Annotated in this window: 15 protein-coding genes; 7 read left to right on the plus strand and 8 right to left on the minus strand. The window is 71.8% G+C overall.

Annotated elements, in window-relative coordinates; translation table 11 throughout:
* From nirB to AP234_RS24420, 3 genes are all read right to left on the minus strand, one after another.
* Positions 1 to 2,465 (minus strand): nitrite reductase large subunit NirB (nirB, locus tag AP234_RS24410; RefSeq protein WP_055482070.1); only part of this gene is annotated, 2,465 nt, incomplete at its 3' end.
* Complete coding sequence (locus AP234_RS24415) at positions 2,462 to 3,871, minus strand: FAD-dependent oxidoreductase (protein WP_055482071.1); 1,410 nt, start codon at positions 3,869 to 3,871, stop codon at positions 2,462 to 2,464. The genes AP234_RS24415 and nirB, both read right to left, overlap by 4 nt.
* Positions 3,868 to 5,955: a molybdopterin oxidoreductase family protein gene (locus AP234_RS24420; RefSeq protein ID WP_055482072.1), complete on the minus strand. Its 2,088-nt coding sequence runs from the start codon at positions 5,953 to 5,955 to the stop codon at positions 3,868 to 3,870. The genes AP234_RS24415 and AP234_RS24420 overlap by 4 nt, the downstream gene beginning before the upstream one ends.
* A gap of 192 nt (positions 5,956 to 6,147) precedes the next feature.
* Between AP234_RS24420 and AP234_RS24425 the strand changes: the two genes are divergently transcribed.
* Together AP234_RS24425 and AP234_RS24430 are read left to right on the plus strand one after the other, a co-directional pair.
* Positions 6,148 to 6,627: a peptide deformylase gene (locus AP234_RS24425; protein WP_055482073.1), complete on the plus strand. Its 480-nt coding sequence runs from the start codon at positions 6,148 to 6,150 to the stop codon at positions 6,625 to 6,627.
* A gap of 238 nt (positions 6,628 to 6,865) precedes the next feature.
* Positions 6,866 to 7,684, plus strand: a complete 819-nt coding sequence (locus tag AP234_RS24430; protein WP_235558350.1) for a peptidoglycan recognition protein family protein — start codon at positions 6,866 to 6,868, stop codon at positions 7,682 to 7,684.
* 63 nt (positions 7,685 to 7,747) lie between these two features.
* Here the strand turns inward: AP234_RS24430 and AP234_RS36575 are convergent, their stop codons facing one another.
* Positions 7,748 to 7,996: a hypothetical protein gene (locus tag AP234_RS36575; protein ID WP_152990598.1), complete on the minus strand. Its 249-nt coding sequence runs from the start codon at positions 7,994 to 7,996 to the stop codon at positions 7,748 to 7,750.
* 123 nt (positions 7,997 to 8,119) lie between these two features.
* Between AP234_RS36575 and AP234_RS24435 the strand changes: the two genes are divergently transcribed.
* Together AP234_RS24435 and AP234_RS24440 are read left to right on the plus strand one after the other, a co-directional pair.
* Positions 8,120 to 8,845: a glycosyltransferase family 2 protein gene (locus tag AP234_RS24435; protein WP_235558351.1), complete on the plus strand. Its 726-nt coding sequence runs from the start codon at positions 8,120 to 8,122 to the stop codon at positions 8,843 to 8,845.
* 115 nt (positions 8,846 to 8,960) lie between these two features.
* Positions 8,961 to 12,461, plus strand: a complete 3,501-nt coding sequence (locus tag AP234_RS24440; RefSeq protein ID WP_055482076.1) for a lipopolysaccharide biosynthesis protein — start codon at positions 8,961 to 8,963, stop codon at positions 12,459 to 12,461.
* Positions 12,462 to 12,494: 33 nt separating this feature from the next.
* On the opposite strand, the gene AP234_RS24445 is transcribed toward AP234_RS24440, so the two are convergent.
* The gene (locus AP234_RS24445; protein WP_063843079.1) at positions 12,495 to 13,928 is read right to left on the minus strand and encodes a xylan 1,4-beta-xylosidase; all 1,434 of its coding nucleotides are present in this window, start codon (positions 13,926 to 13,928) and stop codon (positions 12,495 to 12,497) included.
* Positions 13,929 to 13,996: 68 nt separating this feature from the next.
* Between AP234_RS24445 and AP234_RS24450 the strand changes: the two genes are divergently transcribed.
* Positions 13,997 to 15,073, plus strand: coding sequence for a GNAT family N-acetyltransferase (locus tag AP234_RS24450; RefSeq protein WP_055482198.1), 1,077 nt, complete (start codon positions 13,997 to 13,999; stop codon positions 15,071 to 15,073).
* Here the strand turns inward: AP234_RS24450 and AP234_RS24455 are convergent.
* Positions 15,063 to 16,304, minus strand: a complete 1,242-nt coding sequence (locus AP234_RS24455; protein ID WP_055482077.1) for a cytochrome P450 — start codon at positions 16,302 to 16,304, stop codon at positions 15,063 to 15,065. The genes AP234_RS24450 and AP234_RS24455 overlap by 11 nt on opposite strands.
* 55 nt (positions 16,305 to 16,359) lie before the next feature.
* Here AP234_RS24455 and AP234_RS24460 point away from each other — a divergent pair, with 55 nt between their 5' ends.
* Together AP234_RS24460 and AP234_RS24465 are read left to right on the plus strand one after the other, a co-directional pair.
* Positions 16,360 to 17,463, plus strand: coding sequence for a GNAT family N-acetyltransferase (locus AP234_RS24460; protein WP_055482078.1), 1,104 nt, complete (start codon positions 16,360 to 16,362; stop codon positions 17,461 to 17,463).
* Positions 17,464 to 17,591: 128 nt separating this feature from the next.
* Positions 17,592 to 18,386 (plus strand): polysaccharide deacetylase family protein, encoded by a 795-nt coding sequence (locus tag AP234_RS24465; RefSeq protein ID WP_063843080.1) that lies wholly within the window; start codon positions 17,592 to 17,594, stop codon positions 18,384 to 18,386.
* 20 nt (positions 18,387 to 18,406) lie between these two features.
* On the opposite strand, the gene AP234_RS24470 is transcribed toward AP234_RS24465, so the two are convergent.
* Together AP234_RS24470 and AP234_RS24475 are read right to left on the minus strand one after the other, a co-directional pair.
* The gene (locus AP234_RS24470) at positions 18,407 to 19,351 is read right to left on the minus strand and encodes a glycosyltransferase family 2 protein (protein WP_055482079.1); all 945 of its coding nucleotides are present in this window, start codon (positions 19,349 to 19,351) and stop codon (positions 18,407 to 18,409) included.
* Between the two features lie 27 nt (positions 19,352 to 19,378).
* Positions 19,379 to 20,749 (minus strand): GH39 family glycosyl hydrolase, encoded by a 1,371-nt coding sequence (locus AP234_RS24475; RefSeq protein WP_200926689.1) that lies wholly within the window; start codon positions 20,747 to 20,749, stop codon positions 19,379 to 19,381.
* Positions 20,750 to 20,916 lie beyond the last annotated feature (167 nt).

Genomic DNA, 20,916 nt, shown 5'->3' on the forward strand with positions numbered 1-20,916 from the left:
GGGGTCACCTCCACAGTGACGGGTATCGGTTTGATCTGACCGCGCTCCGTCCGGAACTCGATCGAGGGGTCCGGGGTGCCCGGAGCGTTCACGAAGCTGACGAAGCGCCGGAGCTTGTCCGGATCCTCCAGGGTGGCCCGCCACTCGTCCACGTAGCCGGCCACGTGCCGCTCCATCTGCGCGTCCAGGTCGGCGCAGATCCCCAGGGAGTCTTCCGTGATCACCGCCCTCAGCTGGTCGAGCCCGCCGTCCATCGCCTCCAGCCAGGCCGAGGTCCGCTGGAGCCGGTCGGCGGTGCGGATGTAGAACATCAGGAACCTGTCGACGGTGCGGACCAGCTCGTCGGTGGCCAGGTCGGCGGCGAGCAGGTCCGCGTGCCGCGGCCGGAATCCGCCGTTGCCGCCCACGTAGAGGTTCCAGCCCTGCTCGGTCGCGATGATGCCGAAGTCCTTCGACCTGGCCTCGGCGCACTCGCGGGCGCAACCGGAGACCGCCGCTTTGATCTTGTGTGGCGCGCGCAGCCCCCGGTAGCGCAGCTCCAGGGCGATCGCCAGCCCGACCGAGTCCTGCACGCCGTACCGGCACCAGGTGGCGCCGACGCAGGACTTCACCGTGCGCAGGGCCTTGCCGTACGCGTGGCCGGACTCGAATCCGGCGTCCACCAGCCGCTTCCAGATCAGCGGGAGCTGCTCGACCCGGGCGCCCAGCAGGTCGATGCGCTGGCCTCCGGTGATCTTCGTGTACAACCCGAACTCGCGGGCCACCTCACCGATCACGATCAGCTTCTCGGGGGTGATCTCCCCGCCCGGGATGCGGGGCACCACCGAGTAGGTGCCGTTCTTCTGGATGTTGGCCAGGAACTTGTCGTTGGTGTCCTGCAGCGCGGCCTGCTCCCCGTCGAGGATGTGCCCGTTGCCGAGCGAGGCGAGGATGGAGGCCACCACGGGCTTGCAGACGTCGCAGCCGCGCCCGGTCCCGTGCTCGGCGATGAGCCGGGAGAACGTGGTGATGCCGCGGACCGCGACGATGTCGAACAGCTCGGCCCGGCTGTGGGCGAAGTGCTCGCACAGCGCGGTGCCGACGTCCACGCCGGACTCGACGAGGATCCGCTTCAGCATCGGCACGCAGCTTCCGCAGGTGGTGCCCGCTCGGGTGCAGTCCTTGATCCCCTGCACGTCGGTCAGGCCTTCCGCGACGATGGCCGCGACGATCCGGTCCTTGGTGACGTTGTTGCAGGAGCAGACCTGAGCGTCGCCGGGCAGCTCGGTCTGGGCTCCCGCTCCGGCGAACAGCAGGTCGCTCGGAGACGCCGGCAGCGTCTTGCCCACGAAGGGCCGCAGCGTGCCGTACGGCCCGGCGTCGCCGACGCAGACCCCGCCGAGCAGCGTCTTGGCGTCGTCGCTCACGAACAGCCGCTTGTAGACGCCGGCGACCGGGTCCATGTAGACGACGTCGAGCGCGCCGGCGGCGTCCTCGAATCGGGTCTCGCCGAACTGGGCGACCTCGACTCCGAGCAGTTTGAGCTTGGTGGACAGGTCGGCGCCGCGGAAGGCGGCGGAGCCGCCGAGGATGCGGTCGGCGGCCACCTCCGCCTGGGTGAAGCACGGCCCGACCAGGCCGTGGACCATCCCCGCCGCGAGCGCGCACTCACCGATGGCGTACACCCGCTCGTCGGCGGTGCGCATGCCCTCGTCGACCACGATGCCGCCGCGTTCGCCGACCGGAAGCCCGCAGTCGCGGGCGAGCTCGTCGCGTGGTCTGATCCCCGCGGAGAACACCACGATCTGCGCCTCGATCGCCTCGCCGTCCGGCTTCACCAGCCGGGCGACCCGGCCGTCCTCGCCCGCCTCCACCGCCGCCACCCCCGCGCCGACGTGCACGGTCAGCCCGAGCGACTCGACGTGACGGCGCAGCACCGCCCCGCCGCCCTCGTCGACCTGGCGCGGCATCAGCCGGTCGCCCATCTCGACGACGTGGGTGCGCAGCCCGAGCCGGCGCAGTGCGTCGGCCGCCTCCAGCCCGAGCAGGCCCCCGCCGACCACCACGCCGGCGACCGCGTCCCCGGCCGCCGCCCTGATCGCGTCGAGGTCCTCGATGGTCCGGTAGACGAAGCAGCCGGGCAGGTCGCGGCCGGGCACCGGCGGCACGAACGGCGCCGATCCGGTCGCCAGCACCAGCACGTCGTACGGCTCACGCGTGCCGTCCGCCGCGACGACGACGCGGCGGTCGCGGTCCACCGCCACGACCCCGCACCCCAGCCGGAGCGTGACGCCGCCGGGAACGGGGAAGGTCAGCTCGGCCACGCTCCGCCCGCTCAGATAGGAGGTGAGGGCCACCCGGTCGTACGCGGGGCGCGGCTCCTCCCCGAAGACGACGAGGTCTCCCCGCAGGCCCCGGGCGATGAGGGTCTCGACCAGCCGGTGCGCCGCCGGCCCGAACCCCGCCACCACGATTCGCGAACTCATACGCTCACACCCTCCTGCTCGCACAGCCAGCCGACGATTCCGTCCACCGCTTCGCGGCACCCGCCGCACCCGGTCGTGGCCGCCGTCGCGGCGACGACGGCGGGCAGGTCCCGCGCGCCGGCCTCCCAGCAGGCCCTGATCCGGCCCTTGGTCACGTTGTTGCACCGGCAGACCCGCGCCGAGTCCGGCATCAGCGCCGGGCTCGCCGCCCCGGCGGCGGCCGGATCCGGAGACAGCAGGCCCATCCGGTCGCCGGGCAGCGGACCGCCCCGGTCGAACAGCTGGGTGAGCGAGCCCACGGTGGGCGTCTCCCCCAGCAAGATCGCCCCCACCAGCCGTTCGCCGCGGATGACGAGCTTGCGATAGGTGCCGCTGCGCCGATGGGTGAAGCGGACGATCTCCGCCTGGTCGTCGGTGAGGTGCGTCTCGCCCATCGCCGCCAGTTCGACGCCGGTGGCCTTGAGCCTGGTCACCACGCGGGAGCCGCGGTAGCGCGCGCCGCGGTCGGCTCCGGTGACGATGTCGGCGACCACCGCCGCCTGCTCCCACGCCGGTGCGACGAGTCCGTACACCGTGCCGGCGTGCTGGGCGCACTCCCCGATCGCGAAGATCGATCGATCGTCGGTTCGCAGCCCGTCGTCGACCACCACGCCCCGGTCGACCCGCAGACCGGCCTCACGGGCGAGCCGCACGACGGGCCGCACCCCGCACGCGAACACCACCAGGTCGGCGTCCGTCGCGGCGCCGTCGGTCAGGCGCACGCGTCCGGGGTCGACCGCGCTCACGGTCACCCCGGTGCGCACCGTCACGCCGACCATCGCGAGGGTCTGGCGGAGCACCAGCCCGGCCTCCGTGTCGAGCTGGCGCTCCATCAGGTGACCGGCACGGTGCAGCAGCGTCACCGGCAGGCCCAGGCCGGCCAGGCCCCGGGCCGCTTCGACGCCGAGCAGGCCGCCGCCGACCACCACCGCGTGCCGGGCGGACCCGGCGGCCGCGCGGATCCGGTCGCAGTCGTCCAGCGTCCGGAAGGCCATCGCGCGCTCCGCGCCCGGGATGGGCGGCACCACCGGCTCGCTCCCGGTCGCCAGCACCAGCACGTCGTACGGCTCGCGCGTGCCGTCCTCGGCGACGACCACGCGGGCGGCCCGGTCGATCCCCAGCACCCGGACCCCCAGGTGCGTGCGCACGCCGTTCTCGGCGTACCATCCCGGGTCCAGCAGCCGGACCTGCTCGGGCCCGGCGGTCCCGGCGAGCACGTTCGAGAGCAGAACCCGGTTGTACGGCTGACACGGCTCGGCCTCGAACACGGAGACCTCGACATCGATCCCGGTGTCCCGGCCGCGGCGCCGCACCTCGGTGACGAGCCGGGCCCCGGCCATCCCGTTGCCCACGACGACGAGCCTCATGTGACACGCTCCACGCCGACCGCGCAGACCTTGAACTCCGGCATCCGCGAGATGGGGTCGAGGGCCGCGTTGGTGAGCCGGTTGACCCCCTCCCAGTGGAACGGCATGAAGACCGTGTCGGGCCGGATCGCGGTGCTCACCCTGGCCTCGCCTTCGGCCGTACCACGTCGGCTGCGCACCCGCACCCGGTCGCCCGGCGCCACGTTCAGCCGCCGTGCCAGGTCGGGATGGAGCTCCACGAAGACCCCCGGCTCCGCCTCGTCGAGCGCGGGGATCCGGCGCGTCTGGGCTCCCGACTGGTAGTGCGCGAGCACCCGGCCGGTGGTCAGGTACAGGGGGAACTCGGCGTCGACGTCCTCCGCGGGCGGCCGGTGCTCCACCGGGACAAGGCGGGCGCGTCCGTCCGGAGTGGCGAACCGGCCGGCGAAGGGTCTGGGCGTTCCCGGGTGGTCCTCGGCCGGACAGGGCCAGAAGAGGCCGGTCCCGGCGGCGAGCCGGGCGTGGGTGATGCCGGAGTAGTCGGCGATCCCGCCCCGGGAGGCCTCCCGCAGTTCGTCGAACACCTCGCCGGGATCGGCCGGGAAGGCGTCGCCGCGGCCGAGCCGGTCGGCGAGGCCGCGCAGGATCTCCAGGTCGCTCCACACGCCCGGGGGCGGATCGACGGCCCGGCGGCGCAGCAGGACGCGGCCCTCCAGGTTCGTGATCGTGCCGTGCTCCTCGGCCCACTGGGTGGTGGGGAGCACGACGTCGGCCATGGCGGCGGTCTCGGACAGCACGATGTCGGAGACGACCAGCAGGTCCAGCCCGGCCAGCCGCCGGGCGACGCGGCCGGCGTCCGGCGCGGAGACCACCGGGTTGGACCCGAACAGCAGCAGCGCCCGGGGACCGGGCGGCGTGCCGAGCGCGTCGAGCAGCTCGAACGCGGATCGGCCCGGCCCGGGCAGATCGCCGGGGTCGACTCCCCACACGGCCGCCACGTGCGCCCGCGCCGCCGGGTCGTCGATCCGGCGATAACCGGGCAACTGGTCGGCCTTCTGCCCGTGCTCCCTGCCGCCCTGGCCGTTGCCCTGGCCGGTGACGCATCCGTAGCCGGAGCCCTCCCGTCCGGGCAGGCCGAGGGCGAGGGCCAGGTTGATGAACGCGGTCACGGTCTCGGTGCCCTTGGCGTGCTGCTCGGCGCCCCTGCCGGTCAGGATCATCGCCCGGTCGGCCGCGCCGAGGATCCGTACGGCCTCGCGCATGAGGGCGACCGGCACGCCGGTCACCCGCTCGACCCGCTCGGGCCACCAGGTCGAGACCGACGTGCGGACCTCGTCGAACCCGACCGTGCGCTCGACCAGGTAACCGAGATCCGCCTGGTCACGCGCGATCACGAGATGCAGCAGGCCGAGGGCGAGGGCGAGATCGGTGCCCGGGGTCACCCGCAGGTGCAGGTCGGCGAGCCGGGCCGTGGGCGTGGTCCTGGGGTCGATGACGATCAGCCGGCCGCCGTCCCGCATCCGCGTCAGGTGCCGGACGAACGGCGGCATCGTCTCGGCGACGTTGCATCCGGCGAGCAGGACAGCCCCGGCCCGGGCGATGTCGGTGATGGGGAACGGCAGGCCGCGGTCCATGCCGAAGGCCCTGGTGACGGCGGCGGCCGCCGACGACATGCAGAACCGGCCGTTGTAGTCGATCTGGCCGGTGCGCAGCGCGACCCGGGCGAACTTGCCGAGCTGATAGGCCTTCTCGTTGGTCAGTCCGCCGCCGCCGAACACGGCCACGGCGTCGGGGCCGTGCTCGGCCTGGACGGCCGCGAGGCGTCCCGCGACGAAGTCGAGCGCCTCGTCCCAGCCCACCGGGCGGCCGTGCAGCAGCGGCGTGGTCAGCCGTTCGGGTGAGACCAACAACTCGGCGGCGGTCCAGCCCTTCTGGCACAGACCCCCCTGGTTGGCCGGGACGTCCTCGCGGGCCGTCACGTGGATCCCCCCTCCGACGGAGCGGGCGTCCGTCACGCGCATGCCGCACTGCAGCGCGCAGTAGGGACAATGCGTCGCCGTGCCTGCCGGGGCCGGGGACCGTGCGGATGAAGGTGGGATCGGCATGGGTCCGATGGTGGTCGCCGCCGGTTTCGCCGCTGAGTCCCCCTTGTTACCGATGCGCTAAAAGCCGCCAGGCGTGACCGCGGCTTCCCCTGCTCGCGCCGGCGGCCGGTGCGGTATGGATCTCCGATAGATTGATCTACCTTCGGATTGGGCATCGTCTTGTCGGTGTCGTCGTCGCCGCGGGGAGCGTGCATGGCCGTACGGCAGATCCTGATGTTCGACGATCCCGCTCTGCGGGCCGCGGCGGAACCGGTCACCGCGTTCGACCGCTCGCTGCGTGAGCTCGTCAAGTCGCTCACCGCGACCCTGCGGGCCGGCCAGGGCCGGGCCGGGCTCGCCGCGCCCCAGATCGGGGTCCCGCTCCGGGTGATCGCCTACGCCGTCGACGGCAGGTCGGGCCACCTCGTGAACCCGCGCCTGGAGCTCGCCGCGCGGACCGTGGTGGCCGACGAGGCGTGCCTGTCCGCCCCCGGCGTCTGGTGGCCCAGGGAGCGGTCGTTCTCCGCCGTGGCCCGGGGCAGGGACATGTACGGCAAACCGGTGACGCTGCGGGCGATCGGCATGCTGGCCCGGGTCCTCCAGCACGAGGTCGACCACCTGGACGGCGTGCTCTTCATCGATCACCTGCCCGACGAGGAGCAGCGGCGTTTCCACTCCGCCATTCCCAGGTGATTTTCCCGATATATACGTTTTTTCTCGTACGCGGCTTTTCGCCGTTCCAGAGCCGCTCCAGAGCCGTTACGAAATCGTTCTGGAACGGATCCAGCATCGGACTAGCGCAACCCGGACATTTCGCTAGACATTTCGGTTGACATGTGACCGCTTCACGTCCCGTGGGAATAGCCGGGGCGGGCGTGGGAAATATCGATGCAACCTCCCGACGGACGACGTCTCGTGGGAGGGCGCGCGTTTGCCAGCGATCACACGCCGGGTGTTCTTGTCGGCCGGGAGCGGAATCGCCTGGGCGGTCCTGAGCGGCCCGTGGGCCGAGGCCGACACAGTGGACAAGGACGGCAAGGGGAGCAAGGAGAAAAAGGGAAACAAGGCGAGCAAGGAAAGCAGGGAGAAGAAGGGCGGCAAGGCGGAGAAGACGGACGGCCCGCCGAGTCGTCCCCGCATCCACACCAGGGACGAGTGGGACGCCGCCGCGCCGAAGAGCAAGGCCGTCGTGCTCGACACCCCGCCCGACCGGCTCGTCATCCATCACACCGCGACGGCCAACACGCGCGACGTGAGCCTGGAGGCGGCGTTCCGGCTCTCCCGCGCGATCCAGCGTTACCACATGCGGCGCAACGGCTGGGCGGACATCGGCGAGCAGTTCACGGTCAGCCGGGGCGGTCACATCATGGAGGGCCGCAACCGGACGCTGCCGGCGATCGCCCAGGGCGGGAACGTGGTGGGCGCGCAGGCGGCCGGCCACAACCGGCACACGCTGGGGATCGAGACCGAGGGCACCTACACGACGGAACTCCCTCCATCCGCCCAGCTCGACTCGCTGACGGCGCTGCTGGCCTGGCTGTGCTCGACCTACCGGCTCGACCCCGAAGTGGCGATCATCGGCCACCGCGACCTCAACGCGACCGCCTGCCCCGGCGACCGCCTGTACGAATACCTCCCCGAACTGCGGGCGGGGGTGGCCCGCCGGCTGGGCGACCGCCGGCCTGACGGAGAACGGCCGGACGAGCCGGAGGAACGGGATGATCAGGACAAGTCGCAGGCCGATCGGTGAAGGGCCCAAAACGCGATCGGCACGCCATCGGGCGCCCGCGTTGACAGTTCGGCCTTCGATTGGTCAGATAAGCATAACGATCAGCGGGTGATCCTGATTTCGCCGATCGCCGGCGAGGGGTGGGGACACGGTGGCGATTTCTTCTTTGACGGCCGGTTCGCAGGGCACCGTACACGCGGTGAGGTCGGAACGATAGTCTCGGGTCTCCGCGAGATTCCGGACGGTCTCCCGCCCGATTTCGCGTGCTTTCAACCCCCGACCGCGGCACCCGCCCCCGATGAACCGCGCGACGACGCCGACCAGCACCGCCACGGAGGATCCATACCCATGAACCGCGAGAGCAGCAGCTCCATCCCACACTTAGGGCCGCTCTCCCAGCAAGCCTCCATGGACAGGTTTGTCCGAATTTCCCCCTTAATGGCGATCGCCCCTCGAGTGAGCGTCGTGGTACCGGCGCTCAACGAGGCGGAGAATCTGCCCCACGTTTTCGCGACCCTGCCCCGGTGGATCCACGAGGTGGTGCTCGTCGACGGCAACTCCACCGACGACACGGTCGCGGTGGCCAAACGGCTGCGGCCCGGCCTGCGGGTGGTGCGCCAGCGTGGCAGCGGCAAGGGCGACGCGCTCGCCGAGGGGTTCGCCGCGTGCACGGGCGAGATCATCGTCATGATCGACGCGGACGGCTCGACCGACGGGCGGGAGATCGTCCGCTTCGTCGGCGCGCTCGTCGCGGGCGCCGACTACGCCAAGGGGTCGCGCTTCCTCAACGGCGGCGGCAGCGACGACATCACGGCCGGACGTAGGCTCGGCAACTTCGTGCTGAGCTCACTGGTCAACCTGCTGTTCCGTACGCGCTACACCGACCTGTGCTACGGCTACAACGCTTTCTGGGCCGGCCACCTGGACACGCTGGCACCCGACTGCGCCGGGTTCGAGGTCGAGACGCTGATGAACATCCGCGCCGCCAAGGCCGGGCTGCGCGTCCACGAGATCCCCAGCCACGAGCGCCGCCGCCTGCACGGAACGAGCAACCTGCGAACGTTCCGCGACGGCTGGCGGGTCCTCAGGACCATCGTCCGTGAACGGCTCGGCCGGGCCCTCCCGGTCTCCGGATCGCCGGCCGCCGACCGATCGCCGATCGCCGACCGGGGGGCCGCATGACGGCGGCCGGCGTCAGGACCGGCATCGGCGTCGGCGTCGGGACCGGCGCCGGGACAGAAACCGCGGCCGGCACCGGAGCCGGCGCCGGGGCGAAAGCCAGGGCGGAAACCGCTCCGTGACCGAGACCCTTCCCCGCACGCCGGCGGCGGCCGAGCCCGGGGAGGGCCCCCGGCGGTCGCGCAGGAGGTTCATCCCCGGACTGGACGACCCCCTGTTCAAGAACGCCTACGCGCTCATGTTCAGCGCGGGCGCCTCCGGGGTGCTCGGCCTGATCTACTGGGTGCTGGCCGCCCGCCTGTACGACACGGACGACGGCGGGCGGGCGATGGCCGTCATCGGGGCGATGCGGCTGCTGGCCGCGCTCACCTCGATGGGCTTCGTCGGCACGCTCACCAGGTTCATCGCCGACACGGGCCGCGCCACCGGCAGGTTCGTCCGCGGCGTCTATCTGGCGTCGACCGGCGCGGCGGCCGTCGTCACCGTCGTCTTCCTCCTGACGCTCCGCTATTGGGGCGACAACTACAGCAGCCTCAGCGGGTTCGGCCCCGGCCTGATGTTCGTCGGCGCCGTGCTGTCATGGGTGATCTTCACGCTGCAGGACGTGGCGCTCACCGGCCTGCGCAAGGCGATCTGGGTGCCGGTCGAGAACATCGCGTACGGCGTGGTCAAGATCGTCCTGCTGGTGGTGCTGGCCGGGACGCTCCCCGAGCACGGCATCACGGTGTCATGGGTGGTGCCGGTGGTCATCATGGTGCTGCCGGTCGATCTGCTCATGTTCCGGCGGCTCATCCCCGCGCACGAGAGGGAGACCGCGCACCGCAGCCCGCCGCCGATCAGGACGGTCGGCAGGTTCCTCGCCGGCGACTACCTGGGCTCCATGTTCGTCCTCGCGATCACCTACCTGCTGCCGGTGATCGTGGGCGCCTTCGTCGACGCCACCACGTTCAACTACTTCTACAGCACGGGCATGCTCGGGGCGATCATCGAGATCCTCGCGGTCAACATGGCCGCCTCGCTGACCGTCGAGGGGGCCTTCGACACCGCCAGGCTCGCCGAGAACGGCCGCCGCGCGCTCACCCGCACGCTCCTCATCCTCGGCCCGACGGTCCTCGGCACGGTCGTGCTCGCGCCGTACCTGATGGCGGTGTTCAGCCCGGGACACGCCGAGCACGCCACCACGCTGCTGCGGCTCATCGCGCTCGCCACGCTGCCGCGCGCGCTCATCGAGATCCACCTCGGCGTGCTGCGGGCCAAGAGCCGGTCGAGGACGCTCGCCGTCGTGCAGGGCGGGATGTGCGCCGTCGCGTTCGCCGCCACGTTCTTGCTGCTCCCCCGGTTCGGGATCGACGGGGTGGGGATCGGCCTGCTGGTCGCGCAGCTCGTCACCGCGGTCGCGATCATGCCGGCGCTGCTGCGCTCCCTGGTCGTGCCCGGCTCGGCCCCGGCCGGTGCCGCCGCCCGCGCGCTGCCGTACCGCATGATGGTCCTCGTGACGACGATCAGTGCCCGAGCGGCCGCGGCCTGGCGGCCCGAGCGGGCCGCGAACTGGCTGCTCCCGCTGCTCGCCGCGGAGGGGTTCACGATCTACCTGGTCGCGCTGCTGGCCCCGCGCACCTCGCTGACCGGGGTCGATCCCGACCGGATGAACGGCCTCGGCCTGATCTCGGTGCTGCCCCCGCTGTCGCTGGCCGGACTCGCACTGCTGGTCCTCGCGTTCTTCGTCACGCTCGCCCAGCGCCGCTACCGCCCGGTGCTGCTGCTCGTGCAGTTGCTCGCCATCACGTTCTGCCTGCACGGCGCGTCCGCGCTCGTCTCGGCGGAGCCCCGCTTCCCCACCGCGTGGCTGCACGTCGGGTTCACCGAGTACATCGCGCGGACCGGCGGCACGCTGCCCGGCCTGGACGCCCGGTTCAGCTGGCCGGGGTTCTTCGCGGCGTTCGCCTTCGTCTCCGGCGCGCTGGGCATGGAGGACTTCCGGGAGTTCGTCAACTGGGTGCCGGTCGTCTCGAACATCCTCTACCTGGTCCCCCTGCTGCTGATCCTGCGCCGGATGCGGGCCGACCGCCGGGCCAAGTGGCTGGCGGCCGTGCTGTTCGTCACCCTCCAGTGGATCGGCCAGGACTACTTCTCGCCCCAGGGCACCACGTATCTGTTCTATCTGCTGTTCCTGGCGATCGTGGTGACGTGGTTCGGCCGCCGGGACACCGGACCGGGGTCGGGGAAACGGCCGGAGCCCGGCGAGTTCGTCTCCCGGCCCGCCGACCGCCTCACCCGCCTGGTGCTGTACGTCGTGCTGCTCCTGCTCGGTGCGGCGGCGACCGCGACACACCAGATCACTCCGTTCATGATGGTGGCCGCCGCGCTGGGCCTGGTCCTCGTCCGGCGCTGCGGCCTGGTCACCCTGCCCTGGCTCGTCGGCGGCTTCGCCGTGGCCTGGGTCAGCTATCTGGCCACGCCCTACTGGGGCGGCCACCTGGGCGACATGCTCGGCGGAATCGGTTCTCTGCTGAGCAACCTGTCAGCGAACACCACGGGACGGCTCGCGGCCGCCACCGGCGACCCCCTCCACCCCTACGTGCTCAAGCTGCGCCTCGGTTTCGCGGCCGTGCTCGCCCTGCTGGCCGCCGTCGGGGTGGTGCGCAGGTTCCGCCGCGGGGTCGTCGACCGGGTCGCGCTGGTGCTGACGATCACCCCGGTGTCCGCCATGGCGATGCAGAGCTACGGCGGCGAGATGGGGCTGCGGGTGTACTTCTTCCTGCTGCCGGGGGCGTGCCTCCTCGCGGCCTACGCGTTCTTCCCCGAGCTGCCCGGCAGCCTGCGGGGCATGCGGCAGGTCGTCGGCAGGCCGTCCGTGCTCGAACTGGTCCGTGCCCGGCTGCCGATGACGGCCGCGTTCGTGACCGTGCTGGCGCTGGCCGGCGGCTTCTTCGTCGCGCGGTACGGCAACGAGCAGTTCGAACGCGTCACCACGGGTGAGGCCCGCGCGCTCGAGTACGTCTACGCCCACGACCGGCCGAGCGCCCGCGTCCTGCTGCTCACCCCGACCGAGGCGGCGCCGGGCACGGTGAGCCCGGACATCACCTACAGCGTCGTGCCGTGGCGGGAGCGGGACGTCGAACGGGTCGAGTGGATGGGCACCACGCCGCCCGCGGACCCCACCGATGTCGCGCCCCTCGTCTCCGCGCTGCGCGAGCTCGGTCCCGGCTCGTTCCTGGTGACCCTGCGCAGCCAGGAGACGATGCTGGAGGTGACCGACCCGCTCGCCCAGGGCATCCCGGTCGGCTGGGGAAAGCGGCTGCGCGCCGCCCTCACCGACTCCCCCGACCTGGTCACCCTGTTCACCGACGACGACGCGGCGGTCTACGCGCTGCGCAAGCAGCCGCCGGGATCGGTGCCGCCCGCCGCCGACTACACGCTCGCCCCGCCCGCCGACACGCCGTGGACGCCGCTCGGGCTGATCGCCTTCGCGCTGTACTCCGGCGTGCTCGTCGCCGCCGAGACACTCGGCCTGAGCGGCTCCCGCCGCCGGCGCCGCGGCCTGTTCCTGACCGCCGCCGCGGCCGGCGTGATCGCCGTAGCCGTGGTCGTCGAACGGTTCATCACACTGGGCCTGTGAGCCGAGCCTGTGAGCCGAGCCTACGAACCGGGTCTACGAGGCAGCGCGGTCCATCCAGCGGACCTCGTACGGCTCCAGCGCGACGTCGCCGCCGTCGACCCGTACGTCCTGGCGGTCGCCCGTGGTGTTGACGAGCACGAGACGGTGCTCCTGGGCGAGGGCGCGCACCCGCGGGCTCGACACCGCCACCGGATCGAGCCGGGCGCCGGCCGGGAACCAGCGGGCGAACTCCCCCAGGAGGTCGAGCGTCGGCGACGCGGCGCCATCGGTGTTCGAGACCAGGCACAGCGCGCAGTCGTCCCGCCGGTCGCGTGGCGCGTACGTGTCCCAGTAGAGCACCGTGTCGGCGCCGCTCTCCGCGAACTCGATCAGCGCGGCCGCGGTCACCGCCAGCCGCCGCGACTCGGTCCACTCCAGCGCCGGGCACGAGCCGCCCGGCTCGATCGACGCGCAGGGCAGCGGGTAGAACTCCGCCCACCAGACGGGCAGGCCCGACCGCTCGCGCAGCCACCGCGTCATCGCGCCGAACTTGCCGAGCGCGCCGAACTCGTCGGGCCGCTGGACGCCGTCACGCGGCACGGACCCGCCGTCGACGACGACGAAGTCCGCGCCACGCTTGTGGCGCAGCCAGTAGTCGACGGCCTTCAGCACCCGGCCGTCCACCGACCCCCACGGCCCGCGCACATCCGACGGGCTCGGCGAGTCCCCCGCGTAGCTGTCCACCGGAATGTACGGCCCGCCGACCTGGATGCCGGGATCCACGGCCTTCAGCGCGTCGTAGACGCGGTTGTAGAGGTCGGTGTAGGCGATCGCGTTCCACTCGCCGCGTCCGTTGTCCCACAGTCCCTTGAACTCGTTCCACACGATGAACCGGCGGACGTGGGGGTAGCGGCGGGCGACGGCGGCGGCGAGGGCGGCGAAGTCGTCGAAGTGCCGCTGCCGCGGCGCCACCTCGATCAGACTCCAGTCCGTCTTCCCCGGCCGGCCGCCCTTCATCCAGTCGGGGGCGCAGCACAGCGTGATGACCGGCGCGCCGCCCGTCTCCGCCATCAGCTTCACCCGCGCGTCCAGCGAGGCGAAGTCGAAGGCCCCCGGCCGGGGCTCCGGATTGTCGGCGCCGAAGCCCATGATGTGCTGGTTCTGCACGAGGCTCTGGGCGCCGAGTGCCCGTTCGGCCGGTCCGGCGATCTCCGGAGCGTCCTCCACCGGGGTGTACTGCGTGTGCGTCAGCCCCCAGCGCGGCCAGCGGGCGGGCTCGCCCGTCCGGGTGAGGCCGAGCGGCGCGACCGTGGCGGCCGCGTCGCGGCCGGGCACGGGCGTCTGTCCGGCGCCGCGCCGGAGCGCGACCAGCCACAGCAGCGCCGCCACGGTGCCGACGGCGAGCAGCGCGGACAGCAGGGCGATCGGCCAGCGGGGGCGGGGACGGCCGCCGGGCGGCCTGACATGGCGTCCTCGGCTTGGTGCCACCGGGAAAGCGTAGCCGCTTCCCCGGCAAGCGGCCCCCTCACGGGAGCAGACAGGAGAAGATGGGGCACGTGCAGATATCGGTGATCCGTCCCGGCGAACTCGGCCCATCAGAGCTGGCCCGGTGGCGCGAGTTCCAGGACGCCGACCCCGAGCAGGACAACCCGTTCCTGTCGGCGGAGTTCGTCACAACGGTGGCGGAGCTGCGCCCACAGGTGCGGGTGGCGGTGGTCGAGGACGGGTCCGGCGTCGCCGGCTTCTTCCCGTACGAACGGCACCGGCTCGGCATCGGCAGACCGGTCGCGGCCGGGCTCACCGACCTGCAGGGCATGGTGTACGCCACGGGCCTGGACCTCGACGCGGCGCGGCTGCTGCGCGCGACCGGGCTCGCGGCCTGGGAGTTCGACCATCTGCATGTCGGCCAGCCGATGTTCGCCCGGCATCACTCCGGCCGCCACCCCTCCCCGGTCATCGACCTCGACGAGGGATACGACGCCTACCTGGCCGGGCTGCGCCGCCGCTCGCCGACCACGCACCGGATGACCCGCTACAAGCGCAACCGGCTCGGCCGGGAGATCGGCGAGGTGCGCCACGAGGCCGAGTCGTCCGACACGGCGGCCCTGCGCGAGCTGCTGCGGTGGAAGTCGCTGCAGTATCGGCGCACCGGCCGTACCGACCGGTTCGCCAGCCCGTGGATCGTCGAGCTGGTGGAGCGGCTGCACGCCATCCGCACCGACCGCTTCGCCGGCTGCCTGTCCCTGCTGCGCGCGGGCGACGAGGTGGTCGCCGGCCACTTCGGGGTGCGTACGGCGAGCCAGCTGTGCACCTGGTTCCCCGCCTACGACACACGTTTCGGCAAGTACTCCCCCGGGCTCCTGCAGCATCTCGGGATGGCCGAGGACTTCGCGGCGATGGGCCTGCGGCACATCGACATGGGCCGCGGCGAGAAGGACTACAAGGAGAGCCTGAAGACCCGCGACCTGCAGGTGGCCGAGGGGCGGGTCGCGCGGGCGACCCCGGCGGCCGGGGCGCACTGGGTGTTGCGCGTGCCCGTGCGCGGCCTGCGCAACGCCGTGCTGGCCAGGCCGTACCTCAGAGACCCCGCCGACCGGATGCTCAAGGCGTACGGCAGGCTCGTCAGAAGGTGACCGGCAGCCGCCTGACCGCGTTGTTGAAGGTGGACACCATCGGCTCGGGCGGGCCGGCGAGGCGGAGGCCGGGCAGGCGGGTGTAGAGCTCGCCGAGCAGCACGGTGAGCTCCCGCTTGGCCAGGTGGGCGCCCAGGCAGTAGTGCGCGCCCGGCCCGCCGAAGGCGACGTGGGGGTTGGGCGTGCGGGTGATGTCGAAGACGTCGGGATCGGTGAACACCCGCTCGTCGCGGTTGGCCGAGTTGTAGAAGAGCACGACCTTGTCACCGGGAACGAGCCGCAGGCCGCGCAGCTCGTGCTCGGCCACGACCGTCCGCTGCAGCTGGGTGATCGGTGAGGCGTACCGCACGATCTCGTCGACGGCGCCGCCGATGCGGCCGTCGAAGTCCGACAGCAGCAGCTCGCGCTGCTCCGGGTGCTCGGCGAGCAGGGTGACCGCGTGGGACAGCGCGTGCCCCGGCGTGTCGATGCCGGCGACGACCAGGAGCAGGAAGAACGCGCCGAGCTCCATGCCGGTCAGCCGCTCGCCGTCGACGTCGGCGCCGGCGAGGGCCGAGATGACGTCGTCGCCGGGCCGTCTGCGCCGCTCCCGGCCGAGCCGGACCACGAGGTTGCGCAGGCCGAGCGTCGCCCGGGTGTTCTTGACCGCGTGCCGGAGCATGCCCTTCGGGTCGCTGCGCACGGCCTGGTACTCCACCGTGTCCCTGACCCAGCCCAGCACCCGGGGCCGGTACCGCTCCGGAATGCCGAGCAGGTCGCAGACCACGTGGGTGGTGAACCGCTGCGCGACCAGCTCGACGAAGTCCCCTCCCCCGGCGCGGGCGAGCTCGGACACGGCGTCGGCGGCCCGTCGGCGGATGTCGTCTTCCAGCCTCGCCATCATGCGCGGCGCGAACGCGCGGGACACGATGCGGCGCAGCCGGGTGTGCTCGGGCGCGTCCATGTTCTCCAGCGAGTTGCCGTAGACGTGCTTCACCCAGCCCGGCGGCTCGGGGTTGCTCACGGCCGGGCTGTTGGCGAACACGGCGGCGTTCCTGCTCGCCTCGACGACGTCGGCGTGCCGTACGAGCGCGTAGAAGCCCTTGCCGGACCGGGCCAGGGGCACCTTCGGCTGGGCGAAGAAGACCGGCTGCTCCCGCTCGCGCAGCCGCGCGAACGCGCCGGCGCGTTCGGCCGCCGGCCGCGCCCAGAAATCGATGGCGGCGATGTCGAGATCGGCGATGACGGTCACCTGACCAGAGTGGCACAACCTACGATGGAGGATCTCCGTCTCTGAGAAGGAATACATGCAGATCTCGGTCATACGCCCCGGCGAGCTGGGTCCCGGCGAGATCGCCGAGTGGCGGGCGATGCAGCGGTCCCTGCCGGAGCTGGCCAGCCCGTTCCTCGCCCCCGAGTTCGCGATCGCGGCCGGGGAGGTTCGGCCCGACGCGTTCGTCGCGGTGATCTCCGAGGGCGGCCGCAACGTCGGGTTCTTCCCCTTCGAGCGGCATGCGATGGGCGTGGGCAGGCCGATCGCCGGGTGGGTGTCGTTCGCCCAGGGCGTGGTGCACGCGCCGGGCGCCGAGTTCGACACGGCCGCGCTGCTGAAGGGCGCCGGCCTGGCCGTCTGGGAGTTCGAGTTCCTGGTGGGCGGCCAGCCGTGGTTCGCCCCGCACGCGGCGCTCACCGCCGAGTCCGTGCTCATCGACGTGGCCGACGGCTACGACGCCTACCTGGAGCGGATCAAGGCGCGGTCGCCCCGCACGATCAAGACGGCGATGTCCCGGCTGCGCAAGCTCGGCCGCGAGATCGGGGAGCCGCGGGTGGAGCTGCACTCCCCCAGCGTCGCGGAGCTGCGCCTGCTCATGAAGTGGAAGTCCGCCCAATATCGGCGCATCGGCCGGCCCGACCGCTTCGGGCAGCCGTGGGTCGTCGAGCTGGTCGAGCGGCTGCACGCCGGCCAGGCTCCCGGCTGCTCGGGCGCGCTCACCATGCTGTACGCGGGCGAGGAGCCGATCGCCGGCCACATCGGGCTGCGCTCGCCGTCCCTGCTGGCCGGGTGGTTCCCCGCCTACGACGCCGACTACGGGAAGTACTCCCCCGGCCTGCTCCAGCACCTGCTCATGGCCAGGGCGGCCGCCGAGGCGGGGATCCGGCAGATGGACTGGAGCACCAGCAAGGGCGACGACTACAAGCAGACGCTGCGCACGGGGGGTCACCCGGTGGCCGAGGGCTGCGCCCGCCGCCGCTCCGCCGGGGCCGCGCTGCACTGGGTGCGCAACACACCGGTCCGCCGGGCCCGGCAGTACGTCCTCGACACCCCCCGGCTGCACGGCCTCGCCGACCGGATGCTCCGCGGCTACGGCAGGCTACGCGGCGATTCGGAGAAAACTCCCATCGACCGATAAACCCGCTTTCCGGATGCGAATCGATTGCACGAGTTATCGGCGCACGAGAATGCGTGCGACCCTACGATCGGGTCACGATGGCGTAACGGGCAATCGTGGTGCGGCCCGGCATTTTGTAGAGTCGCGGTGTGCCTGCGATCTGGATGTATCACTCGATCGACCATTACACGTACGATCCTTATACGCTGACGGTGAATCCGAAGAAATTCGAGGCCCAGATCAGGTGGCTTTACAAGCAGGGCAAGCGGGGCGTTTCCACCCGGGAGCTGCTGGCCGCCGACGACCCTCGTGACCTGGTCGCGCTCACGTTCGACGACGGATACGCCGACTTCCTGCCGCACGCGCTGCCCGTGCTGCGACGGTACGGTTTCACGGCCAGCCTTTACATCGTCTCCGGGCTGCTCGGCCAATACAACAGCTGGGATGAGCCGGGACCGCGCAAGCCGCTGCTCACCGCCGACCAGCTCCGGGAGATCGGCGATGAGGGCATGGAGATCGCCTCTCACGGGCTCACCCACACCGCGCTGACCACATTGGACGACGAGGCTCTCGAACACGAGCTGGTCACCAGCCGGGCCGTCCTCCAAGAGATCACCGGCCAGCCCGCCGACGGCATCTGCTATCCGTACGGCTTCGCCGACGAGCGGGTGCTCGGGGCGGTGCGGGCCGCCGGGTACGCCTACGGATGCGTCACCGTCGACCCGTATCCGGAGCCCGCCCCCTACGCCTACACCCGATCCTGTGTCGGGGATCGGTACGGGCCGCTGCGGCTGCGGGTGGCGCCGGCCGAGAAGTGGCTGCGCACCCGGCTCCGCCGGATCAGGCCGGTCCGCGCGGCCGGCCACATCACCGCCGGGCACATGGTGGCCGTGCCGCCCCTCCTGGAGGGCATCGCCCGCCTCGCGGACCACGCCCCCCTCTGAGGCCCCGCACCAGGAAAGCTCTAGCTGGTCGCACCCGCGGCATCGAGGCGGCGCTGGACCCACGGCCTGGGCACCAGACCGAGCGCCAGCGCGGCGACCACGTATGACCTGATCTCCAACGGGCTGGCGAGGAACGACCGGCGGGCCCAGCGCAGCGCGTTCCGCCGCATCCCGAACATGCCCCACGCGATGCCGATCTGCCCGGCGATCCGGGCGAATCCGCGGCGCTCGGTGGAGAACTCCGGGTAGCCGGCGAGCAGCCACTCGCAGGCGGTGGCGATCGTCGCCCAGTGTCCGGTGAAGTGCGAGGTCCGGCCGTGGACCCGCACCCTGACCCCGACCACGGGCACGTACACGATGGGCGAGTGGCGTGCGGCCCGCAGCAGCATCTCGTAGTCCTCGCCGAACCCGCCCGGGATGTCCTCGGCGAACAGGCCCACCGGCCCGAAGAAGGCCTCCCTGCGCACGAGGAACGAGTCCGCGCACGCCTCCTTGATCCGCGAGTGCAGCAGATCCACATGGGCGATCTGCGGTTTGCGCCACAGGCAGGTGACGGTCCGGTCCGTGTAGACGGTCTCCGCTCCGCAGGAGGCGAACAGCGCGCGCGGGCGCTCCCGCAGCGCGGCGACCTGGTGGGTCAGCTTGTCCGGCAGCCACAGGTCGTCGTCGTCGCAGAAGCCCACCAGCTCGGACTCGGTGGCGAGGATCCCGGCGTTGCGGCCGGCCGGCAGCCCGGGAGCACGATCGTTGCGCATGACGCGGACCCGGCGCGCCGGTCCCTCACGTCCGGCCGCCGGCTCGGTCAGGCTCTCGTCGGGCTCGGCCCGGTCGAACACGACCATCACTTCGACAGGACCGGGATAGTCCTGCTCGACGATCGAGGCGATGGCCTCCCGGAGAAACTCCGGGCGGTCACCTCGGGTGCAGATCACGGCCGCGACGGAAGGCGGGACTCGCTCGTTCATGCAAGCAGATCGTAGCGAGACCGCCGGTCAGGTGCGGGAGATCCAGCGCACCTCGTACGGGGTCAGATCGAGTCTCCTGCCGTCCACCTCGGCCCGGACCCGCTCTCCCGAGGTGTTGACGACCAGCATCCGCGCCCGCTGCGCGAGCACCCGCACCGACGACGGCGAGGCGTGGACGTGGACCGTCTTGGCGCCCTTGGGGAACCAGCGGGCGAAATCCTGCAGGAGCGCGAGCATCCGCGTCGGCCGGCCCCCTCCCTTGACGCGGGGGTCGGTCCACAGGCAGCCGACCGGGCACTCCCGGCCCGGCTCCTGACGGTTCCAGTACAGGACGGTCTCGGCTTCGCTCTTGGTGAGCTCCATCAGCGACACCGCGCTCACCGCGAGGCGTTTGGCGTCGGACCAGCCCGAGCGGATCGGCTCCGGATACCACTCGGCCCACCAGATCGGCAGCTTGATGTTGTGGTGCAGCCAGCGCCCGATCGCCGCGAACTTGCGCTGCGCGCCGAAGTCGTCGGGCAGCATGCCCTCCTCGCTCTCGGCCGTCCCGTCCACGACGACGAAGTCGGCCCCGAGCTTGTGCCTGTTCCAGTAGCGCAGCGCGTCGAGCACCCGCTGGTCGACGTTCCCCCAGGACCCGTGCAGCTCGGACGGGGCATCGAAGTCGGCCATCACCGGGTAGGGCCCGCCTACCTTGATCTTCGGATTGACCGCCTTGAGCGCCTTGTACACCTTGTTGTACATGGCGGTGTATCCCTCGTAGTTCCACCGGTGCTTGGACTCGTCGAAGAAGCCCTTCAACTCGTTCCAGACGATGTAGTGGGTCACGTCGGGGTACCGCTGCGCCACCTTGGCGGCGAGGTCGGCGAAGTCCTGGTAGTGCTCGGGCTCCGGCGCCCGTTCGATGTGCCGCCAGTCGGTCTCGCCGGGCTTGCCGCCCTTCATCCAGTCGGGGGCGCAGCACAGCGTGATGATCGGAATGCCGCCGGTCTCCCGGATCAGGTCGATCCTCTCGTCGAGCGAGGCGAATTCGTATCTGCCGGGGCTCGGCTCCGGGTTGAGCGCGCCGAAGCCCATGATGTGCTGGTTCTGCAGCAGCCGTCGCTGCGCCAGCGCCCGGTGCACCGAGGCGATCGCGTCTCGGTCACCGTAGTCCGCCGTGTACTGCGTATGCGTGAAACCGACGACCGGCCAGCCGGAGGAGGAGCCCTTTCCGGCCTCCGCCTCCGGCACCGCCGCCGCTGTCGCCGAACCCGGGCTCGCCGCGGCGGCGGTGCTCGCGGCGGCGTTACCCGGAGCGTCACTCGACGCCCCGCTCACCGTCCCCGAGCAGGCCAGCACGACCAGCCCGGCGATCAGTGCCCCGGCGGCCCTGACGGCCCGTCGGCGAAACCCCACCCGCACCGCTCCCCCTTGCCCGAACAAGCCCGCGCCCGACGTCCGGCCCACACCGGTCCGGCGTCCGGCACGACCGTGCTCGACGCTATAGCAGGCTCAATGCAACCAGCCCATCTTGAGCCGGGGCTGTGGAAAACTTGGTGATCGGCTGAACCTGCGGATGATCG

The sequence above is a fragment of the Sphaerimonospora mesophila genome, assembly GCF_001417795.1.
Taxonomy (GTDB): domain Bacteria; phylum Actinomycetota; class Actinomycetes; order Streptosporangiales; family Streptosporangiaceae; genus Sphaerimonospora; species Sphaerimonospora mesophila.

Bases quoted from the DNA above. Each gene is read 5' to 3' on its own strand.
- AP234_RS24415 (WP_055482071.1), bottom strand. From the start codon at position 3,871: ATGAGGCTCGTCGTCGTGGGCAACGGGATGGCCGGGGCCCGGCTCGTC.
- AP234_RS24420 (WP_055482072.1), bottom strand. From the start codon at position 5,955: ATGCCGATCCCACCTTCATCCGCACGGTCCCCGGCCCCGGCAGGCACG.
- AP234_RS24425 (WP_055482073.1), top strand. From the start codon at position 6,148: ATGGCCGTACGGCAGATCCTGATGTTCGACGATCCCGCTCTGCGGGCC.
- AP234_RS24460 (WP_055482078.1), top strand. From the start codon at position 16,360: ATGCAGATCTCGGTCATACGCCCCGGCGAGCTGGGTCCCGGCGAGATC.
- AP234_RS24470 (WP_055482079.1), bottom strand. From the start codon at position 19,351: ATGAACGAGCGAGTCCCGCCTTCCGTCGCGGCCGTGATCTGCACCCGA.